The 24,947-nt window shown below is 39.0% G+C and carries 25 protein-coding genes and 1 tRNA gene; 9 read left to right on the plus strand and 17 right to left on the minus strand.

Translation table 11 applies throughout. The features are described 5' to 3' along the window. Positions 1-311: 311 nt before the first annotated feature. Positions 312-524 (minus strand): DUF2061 domain-containing protein, encoded by a 213-nt coding sequence (locus CXF72_RS16040; protein WP_101040507.1) that lies wholly within the window; start codon positions 522-524, stop codon positions 312-314. Positions 525-1,093: 569 nt separating this feature from the next. Here CXF72_RS16040 and CXF72_RS16050 point away from each other — a divergent pair. Next, a complete protein-coding gene (locus CXF72_RS16050; RefSeq protein ID WP_101040511.1) occupies positions 1,094-1,351 on the plus strand; it encodes a hypothetical protein in 258 nt (85 codons plus the stop codon). 158 nt (positions 1,352-1,509) lie between these two features. Further along, positions 1,510-1,866, plus strand: a complete 357-nt coding sequence (locus CXF72_RS19445; RefSeq protein WP_157823278.1) for a hypothetical protein — start codon at positions 1,510-1,512, stop codon at positions 1,864-1,866. A 676-nt stretch (positions 1,867-2,542) separates the two neighbouring features. On the opposite strand, the gene CXF72_RS16055 is transcribed toward CXF72_RS19445, so the two are convergent. The 5 genes from CXF72_RS16055 to rpsU all read right to left on the minus strand — a co-directional run bounded on the left by CXF72_RS16055 (position 2,543) and on the right by rpsU (position 7,509). Beyond that, positions 2,543-2,619 (minus strand) — tRNA-Ile (locus CXF72_RS16055). Positions 2,620-2,889: 270 nt separating this feature from the next. Then, positions 2,890-4,743 (minus strand): RNA polymerase sigma factor RpoD, encoded by a 1,854-nt coding sequence (gene rpoD / locus CXF72_RS16060; protein WP_101040513.1) that lies wholly within the window; start codon positions 4,741-4,743, stop codon positions 2,890-2,892. Positions 4,744-4,854: 111 nt separating this feature from the next. Next, the gene (dnaG, locus tag CXF72_RS16065) at positions 4,855-6,606 is read right to left on the minus strand and encodes a DNA primase (RefSeq protein ID WP_101040515.1); all 1,752 of its coding nucleotides are present in this window, start codon (positions 6,604-6,606) and stop codon (positions 4,855-4,857) included. A gap of 210 nt (positions 6,607-6,816) precedes the next feature. Next, positions 6,817-7,260, minus strand: a complete 444-nt coding sequence (locus CXF72_RS16070) for a GatB/YqeY domain-containing protein (protein WP_101040517.1) — start codon at positions 7,258-7,260, stop codon at positions 6,817-6,819. A 33-nt stretch (positions 7,261-7,293) separates the two neighbouring features. Next, entirely contained in the window at positions 7,294-7,509 is a 216-nt protein-coding gene (rpsU, locus tag CXF72_RS16075) for a 30S ribosomal protein S21 (RefSeq protein WP_011768738.1), read from the minus strand. 266 nt (positions 7,510-7,775) lie between these two features. Here rpsU and tsaD point away from each other — a divergent pair, with 266 nt between their 5' ends. Then, positions 7,776-8,801: a tRNA (adenosine(37)-N6)-threonylcarbamoyltransferase complex transferase subunit TsaD gene (tsaD, locus tag CXF72_RS16080; protein ID WP_101040518.1), complete on the plus strand. Its 1,026-nt coding sequence runs from the start codon at positions 7,776-7,778 to the stop codon at positions 8,799-8,801. A gap of 131 nt (positions 8,802-8,932) precedes the next feature. After that, positions 8,933-10,153: a Wzz/FepE/Etk N-terminal domain-containing protein gene (locus tag CXF72_RS16085; RefSeq protein WP_232785008.1), complete on the plus strand. Its 1,221-nt coding sequence runs from the start codon at positions 8,933-8,935 to the stop codon at positions 10,151-10,153. 113 nt (positions 10,154-10,266) lie between these two features. On the opposite strand, the gene hemB is transcribed toward CXF72_RS16085, so the two are convergent. The 8 genes from hemB to ubiE all read right to left on the minus strand — a co-directional run bounded on the left by hemB (position 10,267) and on the right by ubiE (position 16,786). Beyond that, positions 10,267-11,274, minus strand: a complete 1,008-nt coding sequence (gene hemB / locus CXF72_RS16090; RefSeq protein WP_101040522.1) for a porphobilinogen synthase — start codon at positions 11,272-11,274, stop codon at positions 10,267-10,269. Between the two features lie 12 nt (positions 11,275-11,286). Then, positions 11,287-12,084, minus strand: a complete 798-nt coding sequence (locus CXF72_RS16095) for a TatD family hydrolase (protein WP_101040524.1) — start codon at positions 12,082-12,084, stop codon at positions 11,287-11,289. 6 nt (positions 12,085-12,090) lie between these two features. Further along, the gene (tatC, locus tag CXF72_RS16100) at positions 12,091-12,867 is read right to left on the minus strand and encodes a twin-arginine translocase subunit TatC (RefSeq protein ID WP_101040526.1); all 777 of its coding nucleotides are present in this window, start codon (positions 12,865-12,867) and stop codon (positions 12,091-12,093) included. Beyond that, a complete protein-coding gene (tatB, locus tag CXF72_RS16105; protein WP_101040528.1) occupies positions 12,864-13,274 on the minus strand; it encodes a Sec-independent protein translocase protein TatB in 411 nt (136 codons plus the stop codon). Before tatB ends, tatC begins: the two co-directional genes overlap by 4 nt. A 24-nt stretch (positions 13,275-13,298) precedes the next feature. Further along, complete coding sequence (tatA, locus tag CXF72_RS16110) at positions 13,299-13,565, minus strand: twin-arginine translocase TatA/TatE family subunit (RefSeq protein WP_101040531.1); 267 nt, start codon at positions 13,563-13,565, stop codon at positions 13,299-13,301. A gap of 124 nt (positions 13,566-13,689) precedes the next feature. Continuing rightward, positions 13,690-15,330, minus strand: a complete 1,641-nt coding sequence (gene ubiB / locus CXF72_RS16115) for a ubiquinone biosynthesis regulatory protein kinase UbiB (protein ID WP_332870234.1) — start codon at positions 15,328-15,330, stop codon at positions 13,690-13,692. Next, positions 15,327-15,959, minus strand: coding sequence for a ubiquinone biosynthesis accessory factor UbiJ (locus CXF72_RS16120; protein ID WP_101040533.1), 633 nt, complete (start codon positions 15,957-15,959; stop codon positions 15,327-15,329). The genes ubiB and CXF72_RS16120 overlap by 4 nt, the downstream gene beginning before the upstream one ends. Before the next feature lie 71 nt (positions 15,960-16,030). Next, positions 16,031-16,786: a bifunctional demethylmenaquinone methyltransferase/2-methoxy-6-polyprenyl-1,4-benzoquinol methylase UbiE gene (gene ubiE / locus CXF72_RS16125; protein WP_101040535.1), complete on the minus strand. Its 756-nt coding sequence runs from the start codon at positions 16,784-16,786 to the stop codon at positions 16,031-16,033. 454 nt (positions 16,787-17,240) lie between these two features. Here ubiE and pgi point away from each other — a divergent pair, with 454 nt between their 5' ends. Beyond that, complete coding sequence (gene pgi, locus CXF72_RS16130) at positions 17,241-18,893, plus strand: glucose-6-phosphate isomerase (RefSeq protein WP_101040537.1); 1,653 nt, start codon at positions 17,241-17,243, stop codon at positions 18,891-18,893. Between the two features lie 55 nt (positions 18,894-18,948). Here pgi and CXF72_RS16135 read toward each other — a convergent pair whose 3' ends face one another. Genes CXF72_RS16135 through CXF72_RS16145 form a run of 3 tightly spaced genes read right to left on the minus strand, consistent with a single transcriptional unit; the run spans position 18,949 to position 20,866 of the window. Continuing rightward, the gene (locus tag CXF72_RS16135; protein ID WP_101040539.1) at positions 18,949-19,650 is read right to left on the minus strand and encodes a 3-deoxy-D-manno-octulosonic acid kinase; all 702 of its coding nucleotides are present in this window, start codon (positions 19,648-19,650) and stop codon (positions 18,949-18,951) included. Positions 19,651-19,676: 26 nt separating this feature from the next. Further along, positions 19,677-20,072: an adenylyltransferase/cytidyltransferase family protein gene (locus CXF72_RS16140; RefSeq protein ID WP_101040541.1), complete on the minus strand. Its 396-nt coding sequence runs from the start codon at positions 20,070-20,072 to the stop codon at positions 19,677-19,679. An 8-nt stretch (positions 20,073-20,080) separates the two neighbouring features. Next, complete coding sequence (locus tag CXF72_RS16145) at positions 20,081-20,866, minus strand: LicD family protein (protein WP_101040543.1); 786 nt, start codon at positions 20,864-20,866, stop codon at positions 20,081-20,083. Between the two features lie 461 nt (positions 20,867-21,327). Between CXF72_RS16145 and CXF72_RS16150 the strand changes: the two genes are divergently transcribed. The 4 genes from CXF72_RS16150 to CXF72_RS16165 are packed head-to-tail and all read left to right on the plus strand — an operon-like array spanning position 21,328 to position 24,927. Continuing rightward, positions 21,328-22,413 (plus strand): glycosyltransferase family 9 protein, encoded by a 1,086-nt coding sequence (locus CXF72_RS16150; protein ID WP_101040641.1) that lies wholly within the window; start codon positions 21,328-21,330, stop codon positions 22,411-22,413. Then, entirely contained in the window at positions 22,403-23,173 is a 771-nt protein-coding gene (locus CXF72_RS16155; RefSeq protein WP_101040545.1) for a glycosyltransferase family 2 protein, read from the plus strand. Before CXF72_RS16150 ends, CXF72_RS16155 begins: the two co-directional genes overlap by 11 nt. Beyond that, positions 23,170-23,943, plus strand: a complete 774-nt coding sequence (locus tag CXF72_RS16160) for a glycosyltransferase family 2 protein (RefSeq protein ID WP_101040547.1) — start codon at positions 23,170-23,172, stop codon at positions 23,941-23,943. The genes CXF72_RS16155 and CXF72_RS16160 overlap by 4 nt, the downstream gene beginning before the upstream one ends. Before the next feature lie 45 nt (positions 23,944-23,988). Beyond that, positions 23,989-24,927, plus strand: coding sequence for a glycosyl transferase family 90 (locus CXF72_RS16165; protein ID WP_101040549.1), 939 nt, complete (start codon positions 23,989-23,991; stop codon positions 24,925-24,927). Positions 24,928-24,947: the final 20 nt, after the last annotated feature.

Genomic DNA, 24,947 nt, shown 5'->3' on the forward strand with positions numbered 1-24,947 from the left:
CCTTTGCAAAAACCGGTGTGTTGCCCATATTTCTATCCGTCAAAAAGGTTTGGCTGTCTTCAATTATCGCCATTTATAGGATTAAAATAGGAGACCTTCTAACAGCCGTAATAGATTAAGCTTTTATGGCTGTTTATTTTCGTCTCTATAAGCCAAGAATAAAATTCCACTGCTGGTCTTTGTTCTGTGATCTTTTAGGCTATTTTACTTACCTCAACTAACAGAGATATATTCAGGCTCTAAATCGCTCAAAAGTTGGACAGCCACTCTTTTTCTTACAATGGAGAGTATCGTTTCCTATCCGTAAATAATTAACAGACAGAATGGATGCCGCTCATTTTTTTTTCTACCTTTCCGGCTTCAATTTTTTTCCACACTTTTTCATGAAAGTAGAAAACAAAAGTATTCACCGCAGGCTCAACTAAGGCAACGGTCCCGCCAATCACTATGCTGCCAGTTAATAAGTAAGTAACTGTAAAAGCGACTGTGAAATGTAATACTGCAAAAGTCATTGTCTTTTTCATACTAAAGCCTATTCAGTTATTATTAAAAACACCATGTAAATGGTAATGATTATCATTTGCATTGTCAATAGCTCGTAGAATAAGTTTCCCTTTTGATAACAGTGATACCGGTAAAATTGCTTATCATAGAAAGAAAATCATTCAGATATCTTTATCAGTTAGCCGTAACAAATAGCTGGACAGGCATCTAATTGACTACATATTAATCTGCTTCTATATTTTATTCAGACACTGTTTTGAATAATTAGGAGTTCATTATGACGCAATCTCGTGCAACACAGATTTCTCTGGTTGATACGCCTACTTTATGAATAACATCCCTGTTATTCACTTCTTCGAAGCCAGCTGAAGCTGTTCAAATTTATTCCCTAAAAATTTGTCATTGTATTTCCCGTTGTGTACGGCGTCCTTTTTTATGCGGCAAGGATAAATTCAGCGGGCAAAGCTTTGAGCATCGCAGACAATGGATGGTCGAACGGCTCCAGTTTTTAACCTCCATCTTTACTATTGATACCTGCGCTTATGCCATTATGTCTAATCCCCGTAGTTAAAATAAAAGGCATCTGGTTTTGCATGTTAATGAATTAGAAAACAGTGAGTTAACCGATGAAGAAGTTTGTCTGCGTTGGAACCGTCTTTATTCAATGCCAACATTGGTCAGTCGATGGCAAGCGGGGGCAGGATTATCCGAGGAAGAGTTATTGATGGTAAAAATGGTTATCAATAGGTGGCGAGAAAGATTAATGGATATCTCTTGGTTGATTCGCTGCCATCCATGGCGCTCACCCTTCGGGCCAGCTAAAGCTGTTCTAATTGATTCCCGATAAATTAGTATGCGCAGTATTAATGAATTTATCGCCCGTAAAGCGAATAAAGAAGATAATTGCGCCGGTCGATTCTATTCGCTGCCATCCCTGGCGCTCACCCTTCGGGCCAGCTAAAGCTGTTCTAATTGATTCCCGATAAATTAGTATGCGCAGTATTAATGAATTTATCGCCCGTAAAGCGAATAAAGAAGATAATTGCGCCGGTCGATTTTATTCACTGCCATCCCTGGCGTTCACCCTTCGGGCCAGCTAAAGCTGTTCCAATATTTTCCCGAAACATTGGTGGGGGGGGGCGTTTTAAATCGCAGGCACTATTAGATGAAAATGCGTTAATTACCTGCATGGCTTACGTTGATTTAAACCCAATACGCGCGAAAATGGCCGATAGCATAGAGCGCTCAGAATACACCTCTGCTCATGAACGCATTCACGGGGCCATCAGTCAAAACATTACCGCGGCACCCGAAAGTGGCCCCATTAAACCTTTGTATGGTTTTGTGGGCGATGAGTCTTAGCATACACCGCAAGGCATTCCTTTTTCGCTGATTGATTATCTTGAATTACTGGATTGGACGAGCAGAGTATTACGAGATGATAAGCGGGGTGCGGTATTAGGCACTCGGCCACAATTACTTAATGAATTAGGAGTAGATGATGAAACCTGGAGTGAATTAGCGAGTAGTTTTGGCAAAAATTATCATGGTGCAGTAGGGTCGTTAGAAGAATTAGCTTCTTACGCTGAACATACAGGTAAATGTTGGATTGCCAAGAAGAATGTCTTGCATCGAGTTTTGCATTAATTCTCTGATTTAAAATATTTTAATGTCGTCTTATACATCTCTGCTCGTTAAGGTACTTCAACATGCGTTAAATGCAGCCAATCTAACCATTTAACCTGCTCTTCAATAAGATTTTTCTAGCTACCTTAATAAATCACTTAAATACGGCTTATCAGGGCTGATATTTATGAGTCTTTATATTAAATTATGGCCATTGTAATTAATGGATGTCCACGATTGTTTATGTTCAAAGGTAAAAGTGAGCTGTATCAATCAGAAAGGAAATATTGGTCGTTGGTGAAATCATAGTTTGCAGGCTTAATAATCTCTAACTGCACCCACAACTACACCCATTTCTTACAGGCATAAAAAAAGCCGTAAAAGAATTTAATCTATTACGGCTTTTAGAATGTGGTGGCCCCTCTCTGATTTGAACAGAGGACCTGACGATTATGAGTCGTATGCTCTAACCAGCTGAGCTAAGGGGCCAAATTTTTTATATGTAGAGCTTGCGCTCTAACCACTATGCCAAGTTAAGGCTAAGTGTCTAATTTTTTCTCTAACCGCTATGCCAAGTGAATGGAAGGGCTAAATTTGAAAGGCGAGTATATAAGGTAAATTTTTGTCTGTCTAGTATATGTCATGCGTTTGCTTATTTATTCTACGCTCTTGTTGATATCACTTGATAATATTCGCTATTTGTCACTCTTTAGAGAAAAAAAATCCTGCCGAAGCAGGATTTTGTGATTTTAATCTGGGTTATTCATCCAGGAAACTGCGCAGTTGTTCGCTGCGGCTTGGGTGACGAAGTTTACGCAATGCTTTCGCTTCAATTTGACGGATACGCTCACGTGTTACATCAAACTGTTTACCGACTTCTTCAAGAGTATGATCGGTATTCATGTCGATACCAAAACGCATACGTAATACTTTCGCTTCGCGTGCAGTTAAACCTTCCAATACATCGTTAGTTGCATTTTTAAGGCTTTCACTTGTGGCACAGTTAGCAGGCAGCGCAATCGTTGTATCTTCAATAAAATCACCTAGATGAGAGTCTTCATCATCACCAATAGGCGTTTCCATTGAGATTGGCTCTTTCGCAATTTTTAATACCTTACGGACTTTATCTTCCGGCATCATCATGCGTTCTGCGAGCTCTTCCGGCTGCGGTTCACGTCCCATTTCCTGTAACATTTGACGAGAGACACGGTTAAGTTTATTAATGGTCTCAATCATATGTACCGGAATACGGATAGTACGTGCCTGATCTGCAATAGAGCGAGTAATTGCCTGACGGATCCACCAAGTTGCATAGGTTGAAAATTTGTAACCTCGGCGATATTCAAATTTATCTACCGCTTTCATTAACCCGATATTACCTTCCTGAATTAAATCTAAGAACTGTAAACCACGGTTGGTATATTTTTTGGCGATAGAGATAACCAGACGTAAGTTAGCTTCTACCATCTCTTTTTTTGCTCGACGTGCTTTGGCTTCGCCAATGCTCATGTTGCGAGAGATGCCCTTCATATTGGTAATGGTTAATACACTTTGTACTTCCACGGCTAACATTTTTCTTAAACAGCGTCTTAAGTCTTCTTCAAATTCACTGATTCGGGTTGCATAATCAGTACCACTTGAAAGAATCACTTCTAACCATGCAGGATTTGTTTCGTTGCCTTTAAACAGTTTAATAAACTCTTTTTTAGGCATTTTACATTGTTCAACACAAATCTTTAATACTAAACGTTCCTGTACACGAACAGCGTTCATTGCAAAGCGAATTGCTTTTACCATACGGTCAAACTGTTTAGGAATTAATTTGAACTGTTGGAAAAACTCAGCCTGTTCATTAATGGCTGCGCGTGTCTCAGCATGTGCACGGCCATTTTTGATAATTGAATCTTCAACAACTTGATTTAATTTACGAAGTTCGGCAAATTTTTCAGCTGCTTCTTCAGGATCGGGGCCTTTAGGTCCTTCTTCTTCATCATCTTCATCGGAATCATCTTTATCGTCTTTATCTTCATCTTCTAATTGCTTTTTACTTAACTCAGATCCGATGTGTGTGGCACTGACCGCTTGTGTCATGTCATCATTAGGATCCACAAAGCCACTGATTAAATCAGTTAATTTCATTTCTTCAGCTTCGTAGCTGTCCCAGTTATCTAATAGTCCTGAGATTGTTGCAGGATATTCAGAAACAGCAGTTTGGACTTCTTTGATACCTTCTTCGATACGTTTGGCGATGACAATTTCGCCTTCACGAGTTAATAGTTCAACTGTTCCCATTTCGCGCATATACATACGCACGGGATCCGTTGTCCTACCAATCTCAGATTCAACCGTTGCTAACACCTGAGCAGCAGCTTCTACCGCATCCTCATCAGGGGTTTCGCTATCATCGCTACCTATTAGCATATCATCAGCATCGGGAGCCGTTTCTACTACACGGATACCCATGTCGCCGATCATTTGAATAATATCTTCAATCGTTTCAGATTCAACGATATCTTGCGGCAGGTGGTCATTAACTTCTGCGTAGGTCAAAAACCCTTTTTCTTTACCTTTGATAATAAGCTCTTTGAGCTGTGATTGAGGTGTTTGAGCCATAGATACCGTCCAAAAATTGATTGCAAATCAAAAATCAATTGCAAATAGGGGTTATATAAAAAAAGTACAAGCGATCTAGTATACGCTAATTTTCTGAAGTTTTCTAGTTCATTAATGCTGTTTTTGTTCAGCAAGCAGTAATGCAAGTTGCTGTGTTTCTGCACTTGTTAGCGCTTGGCCTGAACGCGATTTTTGTTTTAAAAATTCTATTTTATTTGTAAGATGAAAATTAAGAAAGTTTTCTAAAGTGTCTAGGAAAAAGGCTTCATAATAATCTTCTTTTATATCGTTTTGCCATACTGCTAATTTATTGAGTTGTTTACTTTCTGGCTTTTCCCGCCAATGCTCCAGTAATTGCCCTGTTGTTATACTGGGGGTAGTACGGCAAATTTCAAGTAACGAATTTAATAAACTTAAGCCAGGTAAGGTCATTTCCTTAAATTCAGGAAATTCAGGTAAACCATAGGCAATGCCGGGATGCTGTAAAAGCACCGAAATAGCTAAACGCATGGGTGTTACTTTTTGTTTTTTGGCTGTTTTATTGTTCGATGCCGCGGCGGGTAATAATTTATCAAGTCCCTCTTTTTCAATCCCTAATAACGCAATAAGCCTCCCTTCCATCATCTGCCGGAATACCGTGTCGGGCAGTTTACTCATTAATGGAATGGCTAATTGTGCCAGTTTAGCTTTGCTGTCAGCAATGCGCATATCAACTTGATTTAATAAATGCTGAAAAAGAAAATCAGATAAAGGTAATGCCAGTTCAATCAGATTTTCAAAGGCTTCTTTACCCTCTTTTTGTACGTAACTATCCGGATCTTCGCCATCAGCAAGAAACATAAAACGTAACGTGCGGCCATCTTGTATAAACGGCAGGGCATTTTCTAATGCTCGCCATGCAGCGGCTTTACCCGCTTTATCACCATCAAAACAACAGATAACTTCACTGGTGTGGCGGAAGAGCTGCTGGATGTGCTCAGGCGTTGTACTGGTACCAAGAGATGCTACGGCATAATCAATACCAAATTGACCGAGTGCCACAACATCCATATAACCTTCAACCACTAATACGCGTTTAATTTCTTTATGGGCTTGCTTAACCTGATATAAACCGTAGAGCTCTTTGCCCTTGTGAAAGAGGGGCGTCTCGGGAGAATTCAGGTACTTAGGCTCATCTTCACCTAAAACACGACCTCCAAAACCAATAACTCGGCCGCGCCTGTCATGAATAGGGAACATCACTCGATCGCGAAAACGGTCGTAACTGCCACTTTTTTCTTTGCTTATTAACATGCCAGCTTCAATCAACTGTTTTTCTAACTCGATCGAAACTGCAAATCGTTTGCGTACTTCATTCCAACCATCGGGCGCATAACCTATCTTAAAATGTTTGACCGTCTGCCCGGATAATCCGCGACCCTTGAGGTAATTAATAACCTGTTGACTGTTTTTGTGTGTACGCAGTTGCTGCTGATAAAAAACAGCAATATCAGCCATTAACTGATACAAATCTTTGCGGTCTACATAGCTGCTTTGTTGTGACTTTCCGAAGCCGCTTTCTTCGCGAGGGACTTCTATCGATAGCTGTTCGGCCAGCGTTTCGATGGCATCAACAAATTCAATGCCGTCATATTCCATGATAAAAGAGAGTACATTTCCGCTCGCACCACAGTTAAAACAATGATAGAACTGTTTGTCTGAACTGACTGAAAATGACGAGTTATTATTACCATTATGAAAAGGGCAACAAGCGCGGTAATCTTTGCCCTGTTTTTTTAGTTTTACACGGCTATCAATAAAATCAACAATATCGGTACGAGCAATAAGATCGTCAATAAAATTTCTTGGAATACGTCCTGCCATGTCTTTAAACCATTTAGTGTATTAATTGAAGAAAGCCGTTTTGGCTATTCCTTTATAGCACTTTCATAAGGGAATAGACATTCTAAATCGCTCTGCCGAGAGCCCAAATCTTACTGGACTTGTGAGAGGGAAATTAATTTCGTCTGCAAACGAAAAAGCCCCAAGCTTACGGGTAAGCATGGGGCTTTTGATATCTTGACGAGTAATGGATTAAGCTAAGCTGGCTCTTACAAGCGCACTTACTTCTCCCATGTCAGCTCGTCCTTGAATATCTTTTTTGAGTAACCCCATTACTTTCCCCATATCCTGCATACCGCTTGCACCCGAAGCTGCAATGGCTTGCTCGATTAAAGTTTGCACTTCATCAGAGGTCAGCGCTTGTGGAAGAAACTCTTGTAATATTTCAAGTTCTGCCTTTTCAATATCAGCCAGATCAATGCGATTCGCTTTTTCAAATTGAGCAATCGAATCTTTACGCTGTTTTACTGATTTAATAACAACAGCCATAACTTCATCATCAATGAGCTCAACTTTATTATCGATCTCAATCTGTTTGATAGCTGCAAGCAACATACGAATAGTGCCCAAACGGACCTTATCCTTCGCTCGCATAGCGAGTATTTGCTGCTCTTTTAACTTTGCTTTTAAAGACATAACAATCCTTTATCTAATTTAGGAATAACTTAATTAGTAAAGGCGAACGCGACGGGCGTTTTCACGAGAAAGTTTTTTCAGGTGACGTTTAACCGCTGCTGCTTTAGCGCGTTTACGAACTGTTGTTGGTTTCTCAAAGAATTCACGTTTACGTGTTTCTGCTAAGATACCTGCTTTTTCGCAAGAGCGTTTAAAACGACGAAGTGCTACGTCAAATGGTTCGTTTTCACGAAGTTTAATTACTGGCATGTGCCTATTACCTTTATGGTTACGGTCGTATACTGACCAGTTCATTTAAAATGGTGCGAGATTTTAAACCTATTTGGGGACTAAAGTAAAGAATTAGTACGAAAAACTTACTGTAAAAGAACAAAAGATCTTCTAGATCCTCCATTCTAACCCAGATTCATAATGTTTTCTTTATAAGTGCATGAAAAAAGCATTCGGGATAGTCTTTTTACGTTAAACTAGCATTTTTTATCTATCGTCAATTTAATCAAAGGAACATTTGTCATATGCGTATTTTAGGTATTGAAACTTCATGTGATGAAACTGGTATCGCCATTTATGATGATCAACTTGGTTTGTTATCGCACCAGTTATATAGCCAAGTTGAATTACATGCTGACTACGGTGGTGTGGTGCCTGAGCTTGCATCACGAGATCATGTGCGTAAAACCATTCCGTTAATCAAAGAAGCATTAGCGGCAGCAAACTGCACCAAAGAGAGCCTTGATGGTATTGCTTATACTGCCGGGCCGGGACTTGTTGGGGCGTTATTAGTCGGTTCATGTATCGGGCGTAGCCTGGCATACGCATGGAATATACCGGCTATTGCAGTACACCATATGGAAGGGCATCTACTGGCCCCTATGCTCGAAGAAAATCGTCCGGAATTTCCATTTTTGGCGTTGCTGGTATCAGGCGGCCATACGCTAATGGTCGAGGTTGAAAATATTGGTGAATATCAGGTATTAGGTGAAAGTATTGATGATGCTGCGGGAGAGGCCTTTGATAAGACCGCCAAATTACTTGGATTAGATTATCCGGGTGGACCGCGTTTGGCAAAATTAGCCGAAAAGGGTGTGCCAAAGCGCTTTATATTTCCAAGGCCAATGACGACTAAGCCCGGACTTGATTTTAGTTTTAGCGGATTAAAAACCTTTGCGGCCAACACCATCGCTAAGGAAGGCAAAGATCCGCAAACTCAGGCAGATATTGCTTTAGCCTTTCAGGATGCGGTCATTGATACGGTTGCTATCAAATGTAAGCGTGCTTTAAAACAAACCGGATTAAAGCGCTTAGTGGTAGCGGGCGGCGTTAGCGCCAATGAGTCATTGCGCAGTCAATTGGCCGTTTTAATGAAATCGCTTGGTGGGGAGGTTTTTTATCCCCGTAATGAGTTTTGTACGGATAACGGTGCGATGATAGCTTATGCCGGTATGCAGCGCTTAAAAGCAGGGCATTTTGAAGGCTTGGGGATTCAGGCGAAACCAAGATGGCCTCTTGATCAACTGCTTAGTGTGCGCAGCAAAATCTGAGAGAACAATCATTTAAATCTTTGTTGATTCAGAATAATGTGAGGAGAATTTCACTTTAATTTTAAATGTTTATTGATTCAGTATAATATGAGGAAACTTTTATTTTAATTTAAAAAAAAGAATCCAACACTATGGCCGGAAAAAATAATAAAAATAATAAAAATAATAAAAATAATAAAAATAATAAAAATAATAAAAATAATAACAATAATAAAAATAATAAAGACAATAATGCAATGCCTGTTCATCTTGATGCCTATCAAGATGATGAGATTGATTTACGTGAGCTTATTAAGGTTATTTGGGATTACAAGTGGTTAACCGTTGTAATGTGCGCGGTTGCCATTGCAGGATCTGTTTATTATGCATTAACGGCGCAGGAATGGTGGGTAGCTAAAGGTAAAGTGATTGTTCCTCAGGTCAATGATGTTGCTGCACTTTATGTTCAAAGTAATAAAATCAGTGCGATACTCCATAGCAATGACTTATCGAATAGTAACGCTCAAGATACAAAGCAAGTATCTAATGAGCTTATTGATCCCGGTACTTTATTCGAAAATTTTATCAATGCATTTAATTCATCAATCAATAAAAAGCACTTTTTAGAAAAAAGCAGTACGTTTTTAGCCTATTTACAGGCAAAGCAGATAGCTGTTCCAGGTAAAAATACTGGTGCATCCGCACAACAAAGTCGGCAGCAATACTTTATGGTATTAAATGCCTGGATGAATGAGATTAATGCCTCTCTTAATAGTAAAACGTCTGAGCTGGCTTTATCGTTTCGCTCAGTAACAAAAGAGTCTTCCGCTGAATTGTTAAATGAATACATTCTCTTTATTGGTGAAAATGTCAAACAACATCAATTTGAGAAACTTTTATTATTTGTTGATTCCTCCAAAAATGAGTTACAGGTTTCATTGCAGATGACCGAGCAAAAAGCGCTTCGGGAGCTAGCTATTTTATTACAAAAGACCGAATATGCTTATCAGATTGCTTCCCATTCAGGTTTAGTTGAATACCAGGCAAACCTTAATAAAGAAGGGGAATTATTTCACATTAACCTCGGCGAAAAAGCCTTAAAAGCTAAAATTGATGTTTTAAAATCGATCCAAGATTTAAGCGTGTTAGAGCCTTCGCTGGCAACAATGACAATCACGCTCGATGCGTTAAATAAATTAGAGTTCAGTAATGATCGTTCCTTCACTCCTTATCGTTATTTAGACGTTGTCGAGCCTCCTTTAAATAGGGCGGCCCCCAAACGTGCACTGATCGTTATTTTAGCGACCTTATTCGCGGGAATGCTGTCAATATTTATTGCCTTAGTACATTATTTTATGACTAAAAAAGAGTGAAATTAACCTGTCGTTACTCTTTCCTTCATACCCGCTAATTTTTTTGTACTTTACAAATAGCGTGTTATGGGGGCAGGGAGTGAGGAGCAAGCTTATCTTGCTCAGACTGGCTGTTATTTATTTTCTTGTAACCAGATAGCAACCTGCTTGGCAAAGTAGGTCAGAATGCCATTGGCGCCTGCACGTTTAAAACAAAGTAACGATTCTAAAACCGTTTCGCGCTCTTTTAACCAGCCGTTGTCTATGGCCGCTTTATGCATCGCATATTCGCCGCTTACTTGATACGCAAAGGTCGGGACCTGCAGTTCAGTTTTAACGCGGCGGACTATATCTAAATAGGGCATGCCGGGTTTAACCATTACCATGTCAGCGCCCTCTTGAATATCCAGTGCAACTTCATGAATTGCTTCATCACTGTTGGCGGGATCCATTTGGTAGGTTGATTTATTGCCCCCTTTTAAATTACCGGCGCTGCCGACTGCATCCCGAAAAGGGCCGTAGTAGTTTGACGCATATTTAGCACTGTAAGCCATTATTTGGGTATTAATAAATCCGGCATTTTCCAATGCCTGACGAATAGCACCAATACGACCATCCATCATATCCGACGGTGCGACAATATCGGCACCCGCTTGCGCATGGGAAAGGGCTTGCTTAACCAGTATCTCGGTCGTAATGTCATTTAATACATAACCGTCTTTATCAATAATACCGTCCTGCCCATGGGTAGTGAAAGGATCCAGTGCGACATCGGTGATCACCCCTAATTCGGGACAAGCCTCTTTAACAGCTATTACCGCGCGTTGAGCAAGCCCCTCGGCGTTATAAGCTTCTTCTGCCATCTCGGTTTTTATGCTCTCTGGCGTCACCGGAAACAGGGCAATAGCAGGAATACCTAATGTCACTAACTGCTTTGCTTCTGCCACCAGTAAATCAATTGAAAGACGCTCGATACCGGGCATAGACTTTATCTTTTCGCGTTGGTTCTGCCCCTCAACAACAAACATTGGATAGATAAGATCGCTTGCAGAAAGTTGGTTTTCTGCAACTAAACGACGAGAAAAATCATGCTTACGCAAACGACGCAAGCGCCGCGCAGGGAAATGCTGAGAAATGGTCATGAAGAAATCCTATTAAACGGTTGAGACTCCGCCAATATTAAAAAAGGCTCGGCTGGTTTGTGTTGTTTGTTCTATAAATTGCTCTACATTTTGATCGCGGGCGTGGGCAATTGTTTGTGCTATATAGGGTAAATATTTTGGTTCATTACGGCTTGATTTGGGTTTCGGCCGCATTGAACGAGGTAATAAATAGGGGGAGTCTGTTTCGATCATTAAGCGGTTATCTGGAATTAATTTAACTAATTCCAGCAGGTGGGCACCACGGCGTTCATCGCAAATCCAACCGGTAATACCAATGTGTAAATCAATTTCCAGGCTGCGTTGTAAATCGAACTGATCGCCGGTGAAACAGTGTAATACAGCATTGGGCAGTTGTTTGATATAAGGCTTTAACAGTTCGATAAAACGGGGGTTAGCATCACGCTCATGCATAAAGACAGGTAACTGTAACTCAACGGCTAACTCGAGCTGAGCTATAAAAGCGAATTCCTGCTCAGCGGGTGTTGAATAATTACGGTTAAAGTCTAAACCACATTCTCCGATGGCTTTGACCGATCGGTTCTGGGCAAGTGATCGAAGTTGATTCAGGCTGTTTTTATCAAAGGATGCCGCATCATGCGGGTGAATACCTGCTGTCGAAAACAAATAATCGGGAAAATTTTGTGCCAGTTGCAGGGCAGCTTCACTTTCGGTTAAATTTGTTCCCGTGATAATCATACTGCTAACGCCGACCTGCTTTGCGTTAGCAATAATGTCATTAATATCTTTTTGAAAACGTTTATTCGTCAGGTTGGCGCCAATATCAATCATCTAATCTCAGTTCTCCTGTTCACTATTTTCATTCTCTTCTGCCGGTTGCACATAAAAACGGGAAAACAGTAAACCAATCTCAAATAAAATTAGCATGGGCACCGCCAGTAAGGTTTGTGAAATTACATCGGGCGGCGTTAACAGCATGGCAAAGACAAATGCGGCGACCACAATATAAGGACGTTTTTCTTTGAGTTTTTGCGGTGTGGTTGCCCCCGTCCAGCATAATACTAAGGTGGCGATGGGGATCTCAAAGGCGAGTCCAAAGGCAAAAAACAGTTTTAAGGCAAAATCCAAATAACTGCTGATGTCGGTGGCGATTAAAACACCTTCCGGTGCGGTATTAGTGAAGAATGAAAATGCCAGCGGAAAGACCACATAATAAGAAAATGCCATACCTAAATAAAAGAGCAGGGCGCTGCTAATCACCAGAGGGGCGACTAATTTGCGTTCGTGTTTGTATAAACCCGGCGCAATAAAACCCCATACTTGATATAGAATAGCTGGAATGGCAATAAAAATAGATAAAACCAGGGTGAGTTTAATCGGCGTGAAAAAGGGTGTCGCCACGCCGGTCGCTATCATACTGGCGCCTTCAGGCAGCTGGCTGGTTAGCGGAATTGCTAAGTAATGATAGATATCATTAGCGAAATATACCAAGCTTAAAAAAATAACCATAACGATAGCAACAATACGCAATATACGGTCGCGAAGTTCAATTAAGTGGCTAAATAATGGCAAGCTGTGCTGGCTGCTTGTTCCATTATCCTGATCTGAACTCATTCGTTTTTGTCCTGTGTGGGGGCAGTGTTTTTGCTGCTATCAAGAATACTGTTTTCTTGCTGCGCAGTGCCGTTGGGCTCTTTATTTAAAGATGTTTTAATATCATCTATGTCTTTTTTATAGGGGCGAGATAATTGCTCTGCTGTTTCTTTCATTTCATCGATAGATTTTTGTAATTCAGGATCCAGATCTTTTAATCCTTGTTTACTCGCTTTGATCATATTCTCATTTATTTCGTGCAGTTTTAACTCTTGCGTTACTTCTGTTTTAACCGAGTTGGCCATGTTTTTTGCCGTTGTGACCCAATGCATCACACTGCGTATCGCATGGGGTAGACGCTCGGGGCCAAGAACAACTAAGCCGATCACAGAAATGACCACAATTTCCCAAAAACCTATATCAAACATCTAAAATATACCTTGAATTAATGATTATGCCTGATCTTTTTCTTTACTCTGCTCTTTACTATTTTCCTCTACTTTTTTATTTGAGGATTGCTCTGCTTTATCATCTACTTGGGTAGAATTTTTATCGTCTACCTGCGTAGAGTCTTTGTCATTATCTTCCTTGAGTGCTTTTTTAAATCCTTTGATAGCACCGCCTAAATCACCGCCAATGCCGCGTAATTTTTTTGTCCCGAAAAGTAATATCACTATTACCGTGACAATAGCTAACTGCCAAATACCAATGCCGCCCATAATTTATTTCCTTCTTTATTATTTAGTTAATTGTTTGTATTGATTTATAGTAAACTTTATATAATTGTTTATATTGATTTAGAGTAAACTTTATATAATTGTTTGTATTGATTTATAGTAAACTTTATACCTTATTGCTATGGTGCCACGCAAGTAACCAGGCAAAAATACCGGGGATACCCGCGACTAAAGTAAGGTTTTTATCTGCTTGCAGATAAGCCAGTGCCGAAATTAAGCTCAGTACGATAGCCGCAGCAATATAAAAATAACCTTTGCGATTATTTTGTTGTTGTTTATTAAAAGATTCCGATAATAAAATCAGTTGCTTATTCTGTGATTTAGCCTGCGACAAATTGTAATAAATAAGCTCAGGCAATTCCGGTAACTTCTCGAGCCAAAAAGGCGCTTTTTGGCTGATTGATTTAAATAAGGTTTTTGGACTAACTTGCTCTTTCATCCAATTTTCTAAAAACGGTTTTGCGGTATCCCATAAATCCAGTTGCGGGTATAATTGCCGTCCTAATCCTTCGACATAAAACAATGTTTTTTGTAATAAAACCAGTTGCGGTTGCACTTTCATATTATAGCGGCGGGCGGTATTAAATAAGTTAATTAAAACCTGTGCAAATGATATTTCTGCAAGGGGTTTTTCAAAAATAGGCTCACATACCGCGCGAATAGCAAACTCAAATTCTTCAACGGGTGTATCCGCCGGAACCCAACCGGAATCGACATGCAGTTGTGCAACCTGGCGATAATCTCGATTGAAAAAGGCCAGAAAGTTTTCTGCAAGGTAACGTTTATCTTCTTTATTTAGCGTGCCCATAATCCCACAATCGATCCCTATCCAGAGGGGATCTTCCGGGTGTTGATAGGAGACAAAGACATTACCGGGGTGCATATCCGCATGGAAAAAGCTGTCCCGGAAAACCTGAGTGAAGAAGGTCTCTACTCCGCGTTCAGCCAGTAACTTAAGATCTGTTTTTTGTGCCTTTAACGCGTTCATATCAGAAACTGGAATACCATAAATTCTTTCCATGACTAAGGCATTTTTAGTGCAGTAATTAGGGTATATTTCCGGAACATAAAGTAGCTTGGAATTTAAAAAATTGCGCCGTAATTGGATGGTATTAGCACCTTCGCGCATCAGGTCTATTTCATCAATAATGGTTTTTTCATATTCATGTATCACTTCAACCGGACGCAGACGTTCCGCTTCTTTTAAAAAGCGCTGCATCAAAGAAGCTAGCCACTTCATCAGCTGTAAATCGGCCTGAATTTTTTTTTCAATGCCCGGGCGGGTGACCTTAACCACCACGGCTCGGCCATCTTCTTTTAATGTTGCCGTGTGCACCTGGGCAATAGAGGCAGAGGCAAGGGCGACTTTATCAAAGTCCTCGAAGATGCTGTCAATCGGCTGATTAAAGGATTTTTCTATCTGCTCAATCGCCTGTTCACCACAAAAAGGAGGGACATTATCCTGAAGATAGGCCAGTTGGTCGGCATAAATGGGGGGTAATAAATCCCGGCGGGTGGATAACATTTGCCCAAGTTTAATATAAATAGGCCCCAGCGACTGTAAACTTAAACGTAATCTTTCGGGTAAACTTTTACCTTGATGCTTATTGTTAATCCAAAACAGACAAGCGCACATAAAACGATAGGCTAATGGTACATGCTCTTTAGGAAGCAGTTCTATTAAACCATATTCAATAACCGTTTTATTGATTTGGTAAAGGCGGGTGAGTTCTTTTATTTTTATCATCGGATATTCCGGGTTAACTTGTTACTGCTGGCAAAACCTTGCTGGAGACGTTTTTCTAAGGCATCGACCTGCTTTTTGATGTCATTTACCTGCTCACAAAAATACACAACTTCTAGCGGCCCCGGGGCGATTTTTAGCTCTTCAGTAATGTATTCGCCACTCTGTTTTTCAATTTTTTTTATTTGTAACGAGGCGTTTTTCCGGCATTGTTTGAATTCATAATAAAGTTTATGGGCGAGGATATCGCCAATGATAACTGACAGGTGTTCCTCCCAGTCAATATCCATCTCGGTGAGTAAACGTGCGAAGCGCTGTACTATTTGAATATCACCCTCTACCTCGAGTTGTTCGGTTTTAATTAAATGCGTGAGTTGATGATTATTCTGTAATTCTTTTAATGCCGAAATATTTAAGCGAATAAAGCAGTCTGCCTGCCCTTCATACTCAGACAGAATATCAATCTGTTGTGTACTGATCACAAAATAGAGTGGTTTATTAATCTCTTTGAGAGCGACGCCAATAATAGTGCCATTAAGTTGTTTACGTCTTTGTAATGCGCTTGAATCAAGTTGCTGTAATTTATTCACAGTGGTTTCAAGAAAACCGCAAACCAGCTTATCTAATGGCATAATATCCTCTATTTTAGCGTTGATGTTAGCAAGTAGTGGCTGGGATAATCTAATACCCAACCTTATATTGGTTAATATTTGTAACCACGGTGCAGGGCAACAATACCACCACTGAGGTTAAAATATTCCGAACCTTCAAAATTAGCACTATTCATCATTTCTTTTAGGGTTTCTTGACAGGGGTGCATGCGAATACTTTCCGCAAGATACTGGTAACTTTCACTGTCGTTTGCAATCAATTTCCCAAGTTTAGGGAGAACGTTAAAGGAGTAAAAATCGTAAAATTTACTGAGCGGTTTATACAGAGGTTTAGAAAATTCAAGCACTAACAAACGTCCACCCGGTTTTAAGACCCGGTACATAGAAGCTAATGCTTTGTCCTTATCGGTGACATTACGTAAGCCAAAGGCAATCGTAATTAAATCAAAATGGTTGTCAGGAAAAGGTAACTCTTCGGCATTCGCTTGTACATAACTGACATTGCCGACAATCCCCAGATCGCGCAGTTTGCTGCGACCCACTTTGAGCATAGAGTCATTAATATCAGCGAGAGTGACTTGTCCCGTTTGACCCACTATACGAGAGAATTTAGCCGTTAAATCACCCGTACCACCCGCCAGATCTAATACTTTTTGACCTTTGCGTATGCCTGAACAATCAATAGTAAAACGTTTCCAAACGCGATGAACCCCCATTGATAAAACATCATTCATAACATCGTATTTAGCGGCTACCGAATGAAAAACGTCAGCAACTAAGTCTGCTTTTGTATCTTCCTGCACGGTTTTAAAGCCAAAATGGGTGGTGTTTTCTGATTGGTTGCTCATACTTTTCCCTTTATGCTGTGACAGATTCTAACCCTAACGGGCTTAGGGCAGATCTAAAATAAGATCAAGGATAATACCTGATTTTGTCTAAAATTGGATCTTTATTGTTAATTGCTTAGGTTGTACTCGGTAATAGGAAAAACTTAATAGGATAGTGCTAACCTGTAGTGAAAAATTAACCGGCCATTGCCGTGACTAAGATAGTCGTTACTTTCTGGAAGCGAAATAATCCACTATTTTGTTCACTATCAAGAACTTTTTCCAATCACGCCGTAATGAGTGTTACTTTTTTCTTATTCGCTATTTTCTCTGTTTTATTTTAAACAAAGAAAAATAACGTTGTACCAATTGAAATGGCATCACTAAAATAGATTCAAATCAGTATCTAAAGTGTTTTTTTGTAGTTAAATAACTCTTTTCTTTCTTTTAAACATTAACTTTGTGGGAATTACCTATGTTAAAAAATATCAACCCAACAAAAACAGTCGCATGGTCTGAATTACAAGCATTATTTGATGACAATGCTGATATGAAAATATCGACTCTGTTTGCCAATGATTCGGAGCGTTTTAAGGCCTTTTCCCGTCGGTTTGATGATCATCTCTTAGTGGATTTTTCAAAAAATTTAATCACTGAAGAAATTTTTACAAAACTTTTGACACTCGCGGAAGAGGTCGACCTCAAAGGGGCGATTAAAGCGCAATTTTCGGGTGAAAAGATCAATGTGACGGAAAATCGTGCTGTATTGCATAGCGCATTGCGTAACCGCAGCAATACACCGGTGTTTGTTGATGGCGAAAACGTCATGCCAAAAATTAATGCTGTACTGGAAAAAATGAAAGGTTTCTGTGCAAAAGTACATTCCGGTGAGTGGAAAGGTTACACCGGTAAAGCTATTACCGATATCGTTAATATCGGCATAGGCGGTTCGGATTTAGGTCCTTTTATGGTGACAGAGGCGCTGCGTCCTTATAAAGTTGAAGGCATTGATGCGCACTTTGTCTCTAACGTTGATGGTACGCATATTGTTGAAACTTTAGCTAAAGTTGATCCGGAAACGACCTTGTTTTTAGTGGCTTCAAAAACATTTACCACCCAGGAAACAATGACCAATGCGCATAGCGCACGCGAGTGGTTCTTAAACTTTGCCGAAGATGAGGCCTTTGTGGCTAAACATTTTGCCGCATTATCAACCAATGCAAGCGCCGTTGCCGAGTTTGGTATTGATGTTGATAATATGTTTGAATTCTGGGACTGGGTGGGCGGTCGTTATTCAATTTGGTCTGCTATTGGTTTATCCATTGCCCTCACTATCGGTTATGATAATTATGAAGACCTGCTTGGCGGTGCGCATGAAATGGATAAGCATTTCGCAGAAACTGATTTTGAGAATAATATTCCGGTGATTTTAGCGGTTATTGGTGTTTGGTATAATAACTTCCATGGCGCAGAGTCAGAAACTATTCTGCCTTATGATCAATATATGCACCGTTTCCCTGCTTATTTCCAACAGGGGAATATGGAATCTAATGGTAAATGTGTGGATCGTAACGGTGAAGCTGTGGATTACCAAACCGGTCCCATCATTTGGGGTGAGCCCGGTACTAATGGGCAACATGCCTTTTACCAGTTAATTCACCAGGGTACAAAATTGATCCCCTGTGACTTTATTGCCCCTGCCGTCAGTCATAATCCGGCGGGTGATCACCATCCTAAATTACTTTCTAACTTCTTCGCACAAACAGAGGCCTTAGCCTTTGGCAAGAGTAAAGAGATGGTAGAAGCTGAGTTTGCTGCTGCGGGTAAAACGCCTGAAGAGGTGGCGCATTTAGTGCCTTCTAAAGTGTTCGCGGGTAATAAACCCACTAACTCCATTTTAGTAAATAAAATAACGCCGCAAACATTAGGTCAGCTGATTGCAATGTACGAACAAAAAGTCTTTGTGCAGGGCGTTATTTGGAACATCTTCAGCTTTGATCAGTGGGGCGTAGAATTAGGCAAGCAGCTTGCGGGTCAAATCTTACCTGAACTGTCGGATGAGCAAGCGGTAACAACCCATGATGGTTCAACCAATGGTCTGATCAATGCATGGAAAGCTTGGAAATAGTTTTTCAATTCTGAGTTTATGGAGAGAACAAAAACCGCTTTAGCTAAAGCGGTTTTTATTTATGGTAAGATTGAATGAGTGTCGTCCAATCGCTTTCTGACCAGTGAATATTGCGTTTTTTGACTTCCTTAAGAAATGAACGTCTTAAACGTGTTAAGTTATTCCCCTTCCAACTGTCTCCTACTCGTTTAGTGCATTTATCAAAATCGATTATCCAGACTTTATTGCTCTTATCGATCAGAATATTGTGGATATTGAGATCCGTATGATCAACTTGAGCATTATGCATTTTACGAATCTCGTGACCAATATAGCTATATAATGAACAACTTAATGATTGTGATTGCAGAATAGAAACCAGATCTTCAGCATTAGGTATTTTTTCTGAGAGCAGATCAGCCTGATAGTAAAATCCTTTTTTTATCGCGCGAGCGGCAATAGGCCGAGGAACATGGACCCCATCGCGAATGAGTTCTTCTAATAATTTAAATTCTTGCAGACTGCGGGTTTTTTCCCAACTGAAAAAGAGATAACCATCTTTGATTATTTTACCCAGTAAACCGCCTCGTCGATAATGCCGTAAAGCGGCTTCGATGACCTTTGTTTGCACAAACCATGTGGTGCCTCTGCCTTGGGCTGAACCAGTGATAGCATTTTTTTGTTTCCAATAATTATCATCAAAAATATGCTGAACAGGTTCTGACAGTAACACTGGATCATAATAAATAAATTTTTTTGGAGTAAGCAAGGTTTTCATTTCTATCTTTTTTAATAGGATAATAGCTAAATTTGTTTAACAATTTCTATGATTTCGGTTGTCGAAATTGATGGTGTACGAGGGAAATATACAACTTCACAAATATCATTAAACTGATCAAACCTCCCTTCCCAGTCATCTCCCATTGCGAGTATATCTGCCTTGAAAAACTCTATATACTCACGTTTTTTTTCTAAAGATTTTTCAATAAAAACTTCATCGACAAAGCGTAATGATTGGATTATTTTTAAACGACTTTCTTGGTCGTAGATAGGATCTCTATTTTTTTTTGAAAAGTTTAATGCATCGCTGGATACCCCGACAATTAATGTATCTCCAAGAGAAGCGCATCGTTCAAGAATATTAATATGGCCAACGTGGAATACATCAAAGGTTCCAAAAGTAATAACTCGCTTGTTCATTTTTAACCTTACTTATTGATATTAAAACAGATTTCAATTGGATTGTGGGTTATACGATCTTTTTCTTCTGGGATCCGCATGTAATCACCATATTTATCGGTTAGATACTTTGTCATATTATTTGGACAGTTAATCTGAATAGATTCAAATTGTATTTTCTTTAATGGATATAGAGCATTATGAGTAATAGTATCTTTAAATGATGCATTACCTAGAGCGTTGGTACTGATGTTATTGAAAAACTTATGTTCTTGATCCAATTCATTAAATTGTTTTTGAGAGGTTTTAAATCCATATATTGCTTTATAAATAAGAGTTTTAAGAAACTTTAATGGACTCTTCTTTTTGTACTTGTTCATATTGCAGCGTCTAAAGCGAGCAAATGCACTATCACAAGATTTTTTTTGGCTCGTTAAATTTTGAATATTATCCCAGGGGAAAATATCTATAAAAATGCCATGATTTATATCAAGCTTCTGATATCGTTTTTCTACAAAGCGAGTCGTTGAATCACGAACCTTTGCTATATAGAGTGGATAGTCGGGATCAGTTGAATAATGTTGAATAAAAAGATTTTCAGGTAATCTGGTTTGAAGTGTTAAAAATTTATCATAATCAGCTCTTGGCATACCGATATCAATATCGTCATCCCATGGAATAAATCCTTGATGCCGGAAAGCTCCTAAAGCTGTTCCTCCAATTGCAAAATAGGTTAAACCCTCCTCTTCAAAAAGAGCAATGACTTGCTCTAAAATTTTGAGTTGATGTAGCTGCAGTTCTCTTGTTTCATTCATTTGGGCGCCTATCAATACTCTATTTTAGGGGGAAACGCATCCAGATTAGTATGCGGTCTTTTTTTTATCTAATCAACTTATAACTCAGCCGGTTATAAGTTGATGTGTGGTGCATTTTAATTTCAAGGCTTAATGGGCACAATTGTCTTGTCGTCTTTTTTTACGAGCAAAACTTATCTTGTTTAAACTTTCTATATTGCTAGTAATTCCACTTTATAGTCAGTTTGTAACTCATATCTATATAAGCAGTATGAGCTATTTTATGCTCTAATGCGATAGTGACAGTGTGGGGCTAGCCTCAGTAGATACTAAGATGGTTTTTGGGCTTTGAGCTACTCTTTTATATATTTTACTCACTGCTCACCATTGAAGCTATATGGGAGCATTTTGTCTATACATTATGGAGATTAAGCTGCATAATTATTAGTTATATTGTTCTTATTTATATGCTCATAATTATTATGCCATTGTTTATATCCGCACCCAAATCTATCTGTATATTGCGCTTATCTGCTATAGGGGATGTTTGTAATGCCAGTGCTGTCGTGCAAGCTATTCAACGTCAGTGGCCAACTACTAAAATAGTTTGGGTTATGGGGAAATTAGAAGCTCAGTTATTAGGTGATTTAGATAATGTAGAAGTACTTTCTTTTGATAAAAAAAAGGGTTTTAAAGGCTATTTGGAAATTTGGTCTTTATTAAAAGGTCGCAAATTTGATGCGTTACTACATATGCAAACAGCATTACGGGCCAGCATGGTGAGCTTAGGTATAAAAGCTAAATATAAATTAGGCTTTGATAAGCAGCGCAGCAGTGATATGCAGTCTTTTTTTATCAACCATAAAGTCCCTTCACCAAAATCAGCACATGTTCTAGACGGTTTTTCACAGTTTGCAAAAGAGCTAGGAATTACAGAACTAGCGTTAAATTGGAATATCCCTATTAGTTTTCAAGATAAACAATGGGCTGTTACACAGATTAATAACCAAGCGACTGTAGTGGTAGTACCAGCTGCGAGTAAAACCTATAAAAACTGGACTGCGGAAGGCTATGCAAAGGTCATAGAGCACCTTGTGAAAAAAGGCTTTCAAGTCATATTAGCAGGAAGCCCTGCGCAGGTTGAAATTGAAGTCGCTGCAGATGTTGTTGCTCTTTGCCAAGTTAATATTATCAATCTTGTTGGTAAAAGTTCTTTGAAACAGATGTTAGCGTTATTAAAAGAAAGTAAGCTTGTTATTGCGCCTGATACCGGTCCCGCACATATGGCGGTTGCTGTAAATACGCCCGTAATAGGCTTGTATGCGCATCATAACCCTTTGCGTACTGGTCCTTATTTATATCGTGATTATGTGGTCAGTGCTTATCAACAGGCAATTGAAGCTGAAACGGGTAAAGCATTATCTGATTTATCATGGCGAGCTCGGGTTAAAGATAAACTTGCGATGGGGCGTATCGAAGCAAGTGCGGTAATTAAGATGGTTGATAAAATATCATTAGATCTCGCCATTAATAGTTCAGAAAATAAAGGAATTAAATATGGATCATAAGCCTACTATCGGTGTCCTAATGATTGTTAAAAATGAGGAAAAGCATTTAGCTGCTTGTTTGGATACGGTTAAGGACTGGGTTGATGAGATTGTTATTGTTGATTCAGGCAGTACAGATAATACCGCCGAAATTGCTAAGCGATATACAGATAAGTTCTACGTTAATAAAGAGTGGCCAGGATTTGGTAAACAGCGTCAACTGGCCCAATCCTATATGAGTTCAACCTGGGTATTACCCCTAGATGCGGATGAGCGAGTGACTGAAGAATTAAAATTGGAAATTCAGAGCGTTGTCCGGAAGAATGAAAAAAATACGGGTTATCTGATAAACCGATTAAGTAGCGCTTTTGGGAAATGTATCAAACATTCAGGCTGGTCACCTGATTGGATATTGCGTTTGTATCGTCATAATGAAGCCGGATATAACTATGCATTGGTACATGAAAAAGTGGAAAGTGAAGGTCTAATTGTAAAAAAAATTAATGGGTATTTACTGCATGACACTTATGATAATTTGCATCATTATATTAATAAAACAACGGGTTATATTAAAGCCTGGACTGATCAGAGAGAGGGTAAAAAGAACAGCGGATTAACAACTGCAATTATTCATGCTTTTACCTGTTTCTTCAAAATGTATTTTATTAAATTAGGCTTCTTAGATGGCAAGCACGGTTTTATTCTTGCTTGGTTAGGTATGCATTCCACTTTTGTTAAATATATTGATTTGTGGCTTCGAGAGCAGGAGAAAAATAGATGAAAACAGCATTAATTATTACGACTTACAACTGGAAAGAAGCCCTGAATGCTGTTCTTGAAAGCGTTAAACGACAAACTGTATTACCCGATGAGGTTATTGTTGCTGATGATGGTTCACGCGAAGATACGGCTGAATTAATAAAAAAACATAAAAAAACGTTTCCAGTGCCTTTAATCCATAGTTGGATTGAAGATAAGGGCTTTAGGCTGGCACATAGTCGAAATTTAGCGATTGCTAAAACTTCGTGTGATTATATTGTAATGATTGATGGTGATATTGTCTTATCACTTAGATTTATTGAATCACATATTAAAACGGCAAGAGCCAACTGGTTTGTTCAAGGTGGACGAGTGCTGACTAATGAAATTTGTACAAAAAAAATTATGAATTTAAACTTGGTTCCTAATATTTTCTCAAAAGGACTCCGTAATAGAAAAAACTGCATCCACAATCAATTTCTGAGTCGAATTTTTTCCTATGAACGTAATAATGATAAAGCTACCCGAGGATGTAATATGGCATTCTGGCGAGATGATGTTATTGCTATAAATGGTTTTAATGAAGATTTTGTGGGGTGGGGACGAGAAGATTCAGAATTTACACATCGAATGCTTAATTTAGGTCGTAGACGTTTATACCTTAAGTTTTTGGCTGTGGGCTATCATTTGTTCCATATCGAAAATTCTAGGGACTCGCTCACTGAACGAGATCGTATTCTGGATAATACGATAAGAAAAAAACTTATTCGTTGTGATAACGGTATTAATTAAGCTTGAGCTTAGTACGCATAATAATTTTTATAAATAGGCTGGATGATGAGTCATAGAAACCAACGTAAACGTTTTAATTATTATCTTTTTAATACCCTTACCTTGTTAATTCCTAATTTTTTTTACCGAATTAATCGTGATTTAAAGTTAAAAAAAATCAGTCTAGTTGAGCAAGAGAAGATATTAAAGCGAGTTAATTACTACAATAAATTGCCAACGCATGCTTCTATCAATACAGCAGATATGACGATAGGAAAATTTAAAAAAAAAGAAGGTACTACTTATTTTTTTGACTTAAGAAATGTACTGAAGTATTTCCCTGCACATTTTAAATTTTCAGCGGTGCTTGGAGATGTTACCAAAGTGCCCGAAATACCGAGCTTTTTAAAAAGTCGTCCCATCGCAGATAATAATGAAAATGCAGTGCTGCTTAAACTTAATAAAATTCGCCATTTTAACTTTATAGAAGATAACACTCCTTATCAGAAGAAAAAAGATAAAGTCGTATGGCGAGGGGTAGGTTATCAGCCACATCGTTTAGTGGTGTTGAAACAATTTTATAATCATCCTATGTGCAATATTGGACAAACCAAACCTTACCGAGGGAATCCATGGGAAAAGGGTTATATGAGTATAGAAGAGCAGCTTCAATATAAATTTTCACTTTGCATTGAAGGCAATGATGTTGCAACTAACTTAAAGTGGTCTATGTCTTCAAATTCGTTGTGTTTAATGTCTAAGCCGAAATTTGAAACCTGGTTTATGGAAGGGAAGCTACAAGCAGGTGTGCATTATGTTGAGCTAAAAGATGATTACTCTGATTTGGTAGATAAAATGGAATATTATTTGGCTCATGAGCAAGAAGCATTATTAATAATTAAAAATGCCAATCATTATGTGAGCCAGTTTAAGAATGAAAAGCGAGAGCAGTTAATCTCTTTATTGGTTGCCAATAAGTATTTTTACAAAACTGGGCAGTTATAATAGCTCTGTTCGAAACTGCA

Source organism: Psychromonas sp. MB-3u-54 (assembly GCF_002836415.1).
GTDB lineage: Bacteria > Pseudomonadota > Gammaproteobacteria > Enterobacterales > Psychromonadaceae > Psychromonas.

What these genes read in the sequence shown, in the direction of transcription:
- CXF72_RS16135 (WP_101040539.1), bottom strand. Translation starts at nt 19,650, where the DNA reads ATGAAAACCTTGCTTACTCCAAAAAAATTTATTTATTATGATCCAGTG.
- CXF72_RS16120 (WP_101040533.1), bottom strand. Translation starts at nt 15,959, where the DNA reads ATGCCATTAGATAAGCTGGTTTGCGGTTTTCTTGAAACCACTGTGAAT.
- CXF72_RS16160 (WP_101040547.1), top strand. Translation starts at nt 23,170, where the DNA reads ATGAAAACAGCATTAATTATTACGACTTACAACTGGAAAGAAGCCCTG.
- tatC (WP_101040526.1), bottom strand. Translation starts at nt 12,867, where the DNA reads ATGAGTTCAGATCAGGATAATGGAACAAGCAGCCAGCACAGCTTGCCA.
- CXF72_RS16040 (WP_101040507.1), bottom strand. Translation starts at nt 524, where the DNA reads ATGAAAAAGACAATGACTTTTGCAGTATTACATTTCACAGTCGCTTTT.
- CXF72_RS16085 (WP_232785008.1), top strand. Translation starts at nt 8,933, where the DNA reads ATGGCCGGAAAAAATAATAAAAATAATAAAAATAATAAAAATAATAAA.
- CXF72_RS16140 (WP_101040541.1), bottom strand. Translation starts at nt 20,072, where the DNA reads ATGAACAAGCGAGTTATTACTTTTGGAACCTTTGATGTATTCCACGTT.
- CXF72_RS19445 (WP_157823278.1), top strand. Translation starts at nt 1,510, where the DNA reads ATGAATTTATCGCCCGTAAAGCGAATAAAGAAGATAATTGCGCCGGTC.
- CXF72_RS16145 (WP_101040543.1), bottom strand. Translation starts at nt 20,866, where the DNA reads ATGAATGAAACAAGAGAACTGCAGCTACATCAACTCAAAATTTTAGAG.
- CXF72_RS16155 (WP_101040545.1), top strand. Translation starts at nt 22,403, where the DNA reads ATGGATCATAAGCCTACTATCGGTGTCCTAATGATTGTTAAAAATGAG.
- rpsU (WP_011768738.1), bottom strand. Translation starts at nt 7,509, where the DNA reads ATGCCAGTAATTAAACTTCGTGAAAACGAACCATTTGACGTAGCACTT.
- tatB (WP_101040528.1), bottom strand. Translation starts at nt 13,274, where the DNA reads ATGTTTGATATAGGTTTTTGGGAAATTGTGGTCATTTCTGTGATCGGC.
- ubiE (WP_101040535.1), bottom strand. Translation starts at nt 16,786, where the DNA reads ATGAGCAACCAATCAGAAAACACCACCCATTTTGGCTTTAAAACCGTG.
- hemB (WP_101040522.1), bottom strand. Translation starts at nt 11,274, where the DNA reads ATGACCATTTCTCAGCATTTCCCTGCGCGGCGCTTGCGTCGTTTGCGT.
- dnaG (WP_101040515.1), bottom strand. Translation starts at nt 6,606, where the DNA reads ATGGCAGGACGTATTCCAAGAAATTTTATTGACGATCTTATTGCTCGT.
- CXF72_RS16165 (WP_101040549.1), top strand. Translation starts at nt 23,989, where the DNA reads ATGAGTCATAGAAACCAACGTAAACGTTTTAATTATTATCTTTTTAAT.
- tsaD (WP_101040518.1), top strand. Translation starts at nt 7,776, where the DNA reads ATGCGTATTTTAGGTATTGAAACTTCATGTGATGAAACTGGTATCGCC.
- ubiB (WP_332870234.1), bottom strand. Translation starts at nt 15,330, where the DNA reads ATGATAAAAATAAAAGAACTCACCCGCCTTTACCAAATCAATAAAACG.
- CXF72_RS16150 (WP_101040641.1), top strand. Translation starts at nt 21,328, where the DNA reads ATGCCATTGTTTATATCCGCACCCAAATCTATCTGTATATTGCGCTTA.
- pgi (WP_101040537.1), top strand. Translation starts at nt 17,241, where the DNA reads ATGTTAAAAAATATCAACCCAACAAAAACAGTCGCATGGTCTGAATTA.
- CXF72_RS16070 (WP_101040517.1), bottom strand. Translation starts at nt 7,260, where the DNA reads ATGTCTTTAAAAGCAAAGTTAAAAGAGCAGCAAATACTCGCTATGCGA.
- tatA (WP_101040531.1), bottom strand. Translation starts at nt 13,565, where the DNA reads ATGGGCGGCATTGGTATTTGGCAGTTAGCTATTGTCACGGTAATAGTG.
- rpoD (WP_101040513.1), bottom strand. Translation starts at nt 4,743, where the DNA reads ATGGCTCAAACACCTCAATCACAGCTCAAAGAGCTTATTATCAAAGGT.
- CXF72_RS16095 (WP_101040524.1), bottom strand. Translation starts at nt 12,084, where the DNA reads ATGATTGATATTGGCGCCAACCTGACGAATAAACGTTTTCAAAAAGAT.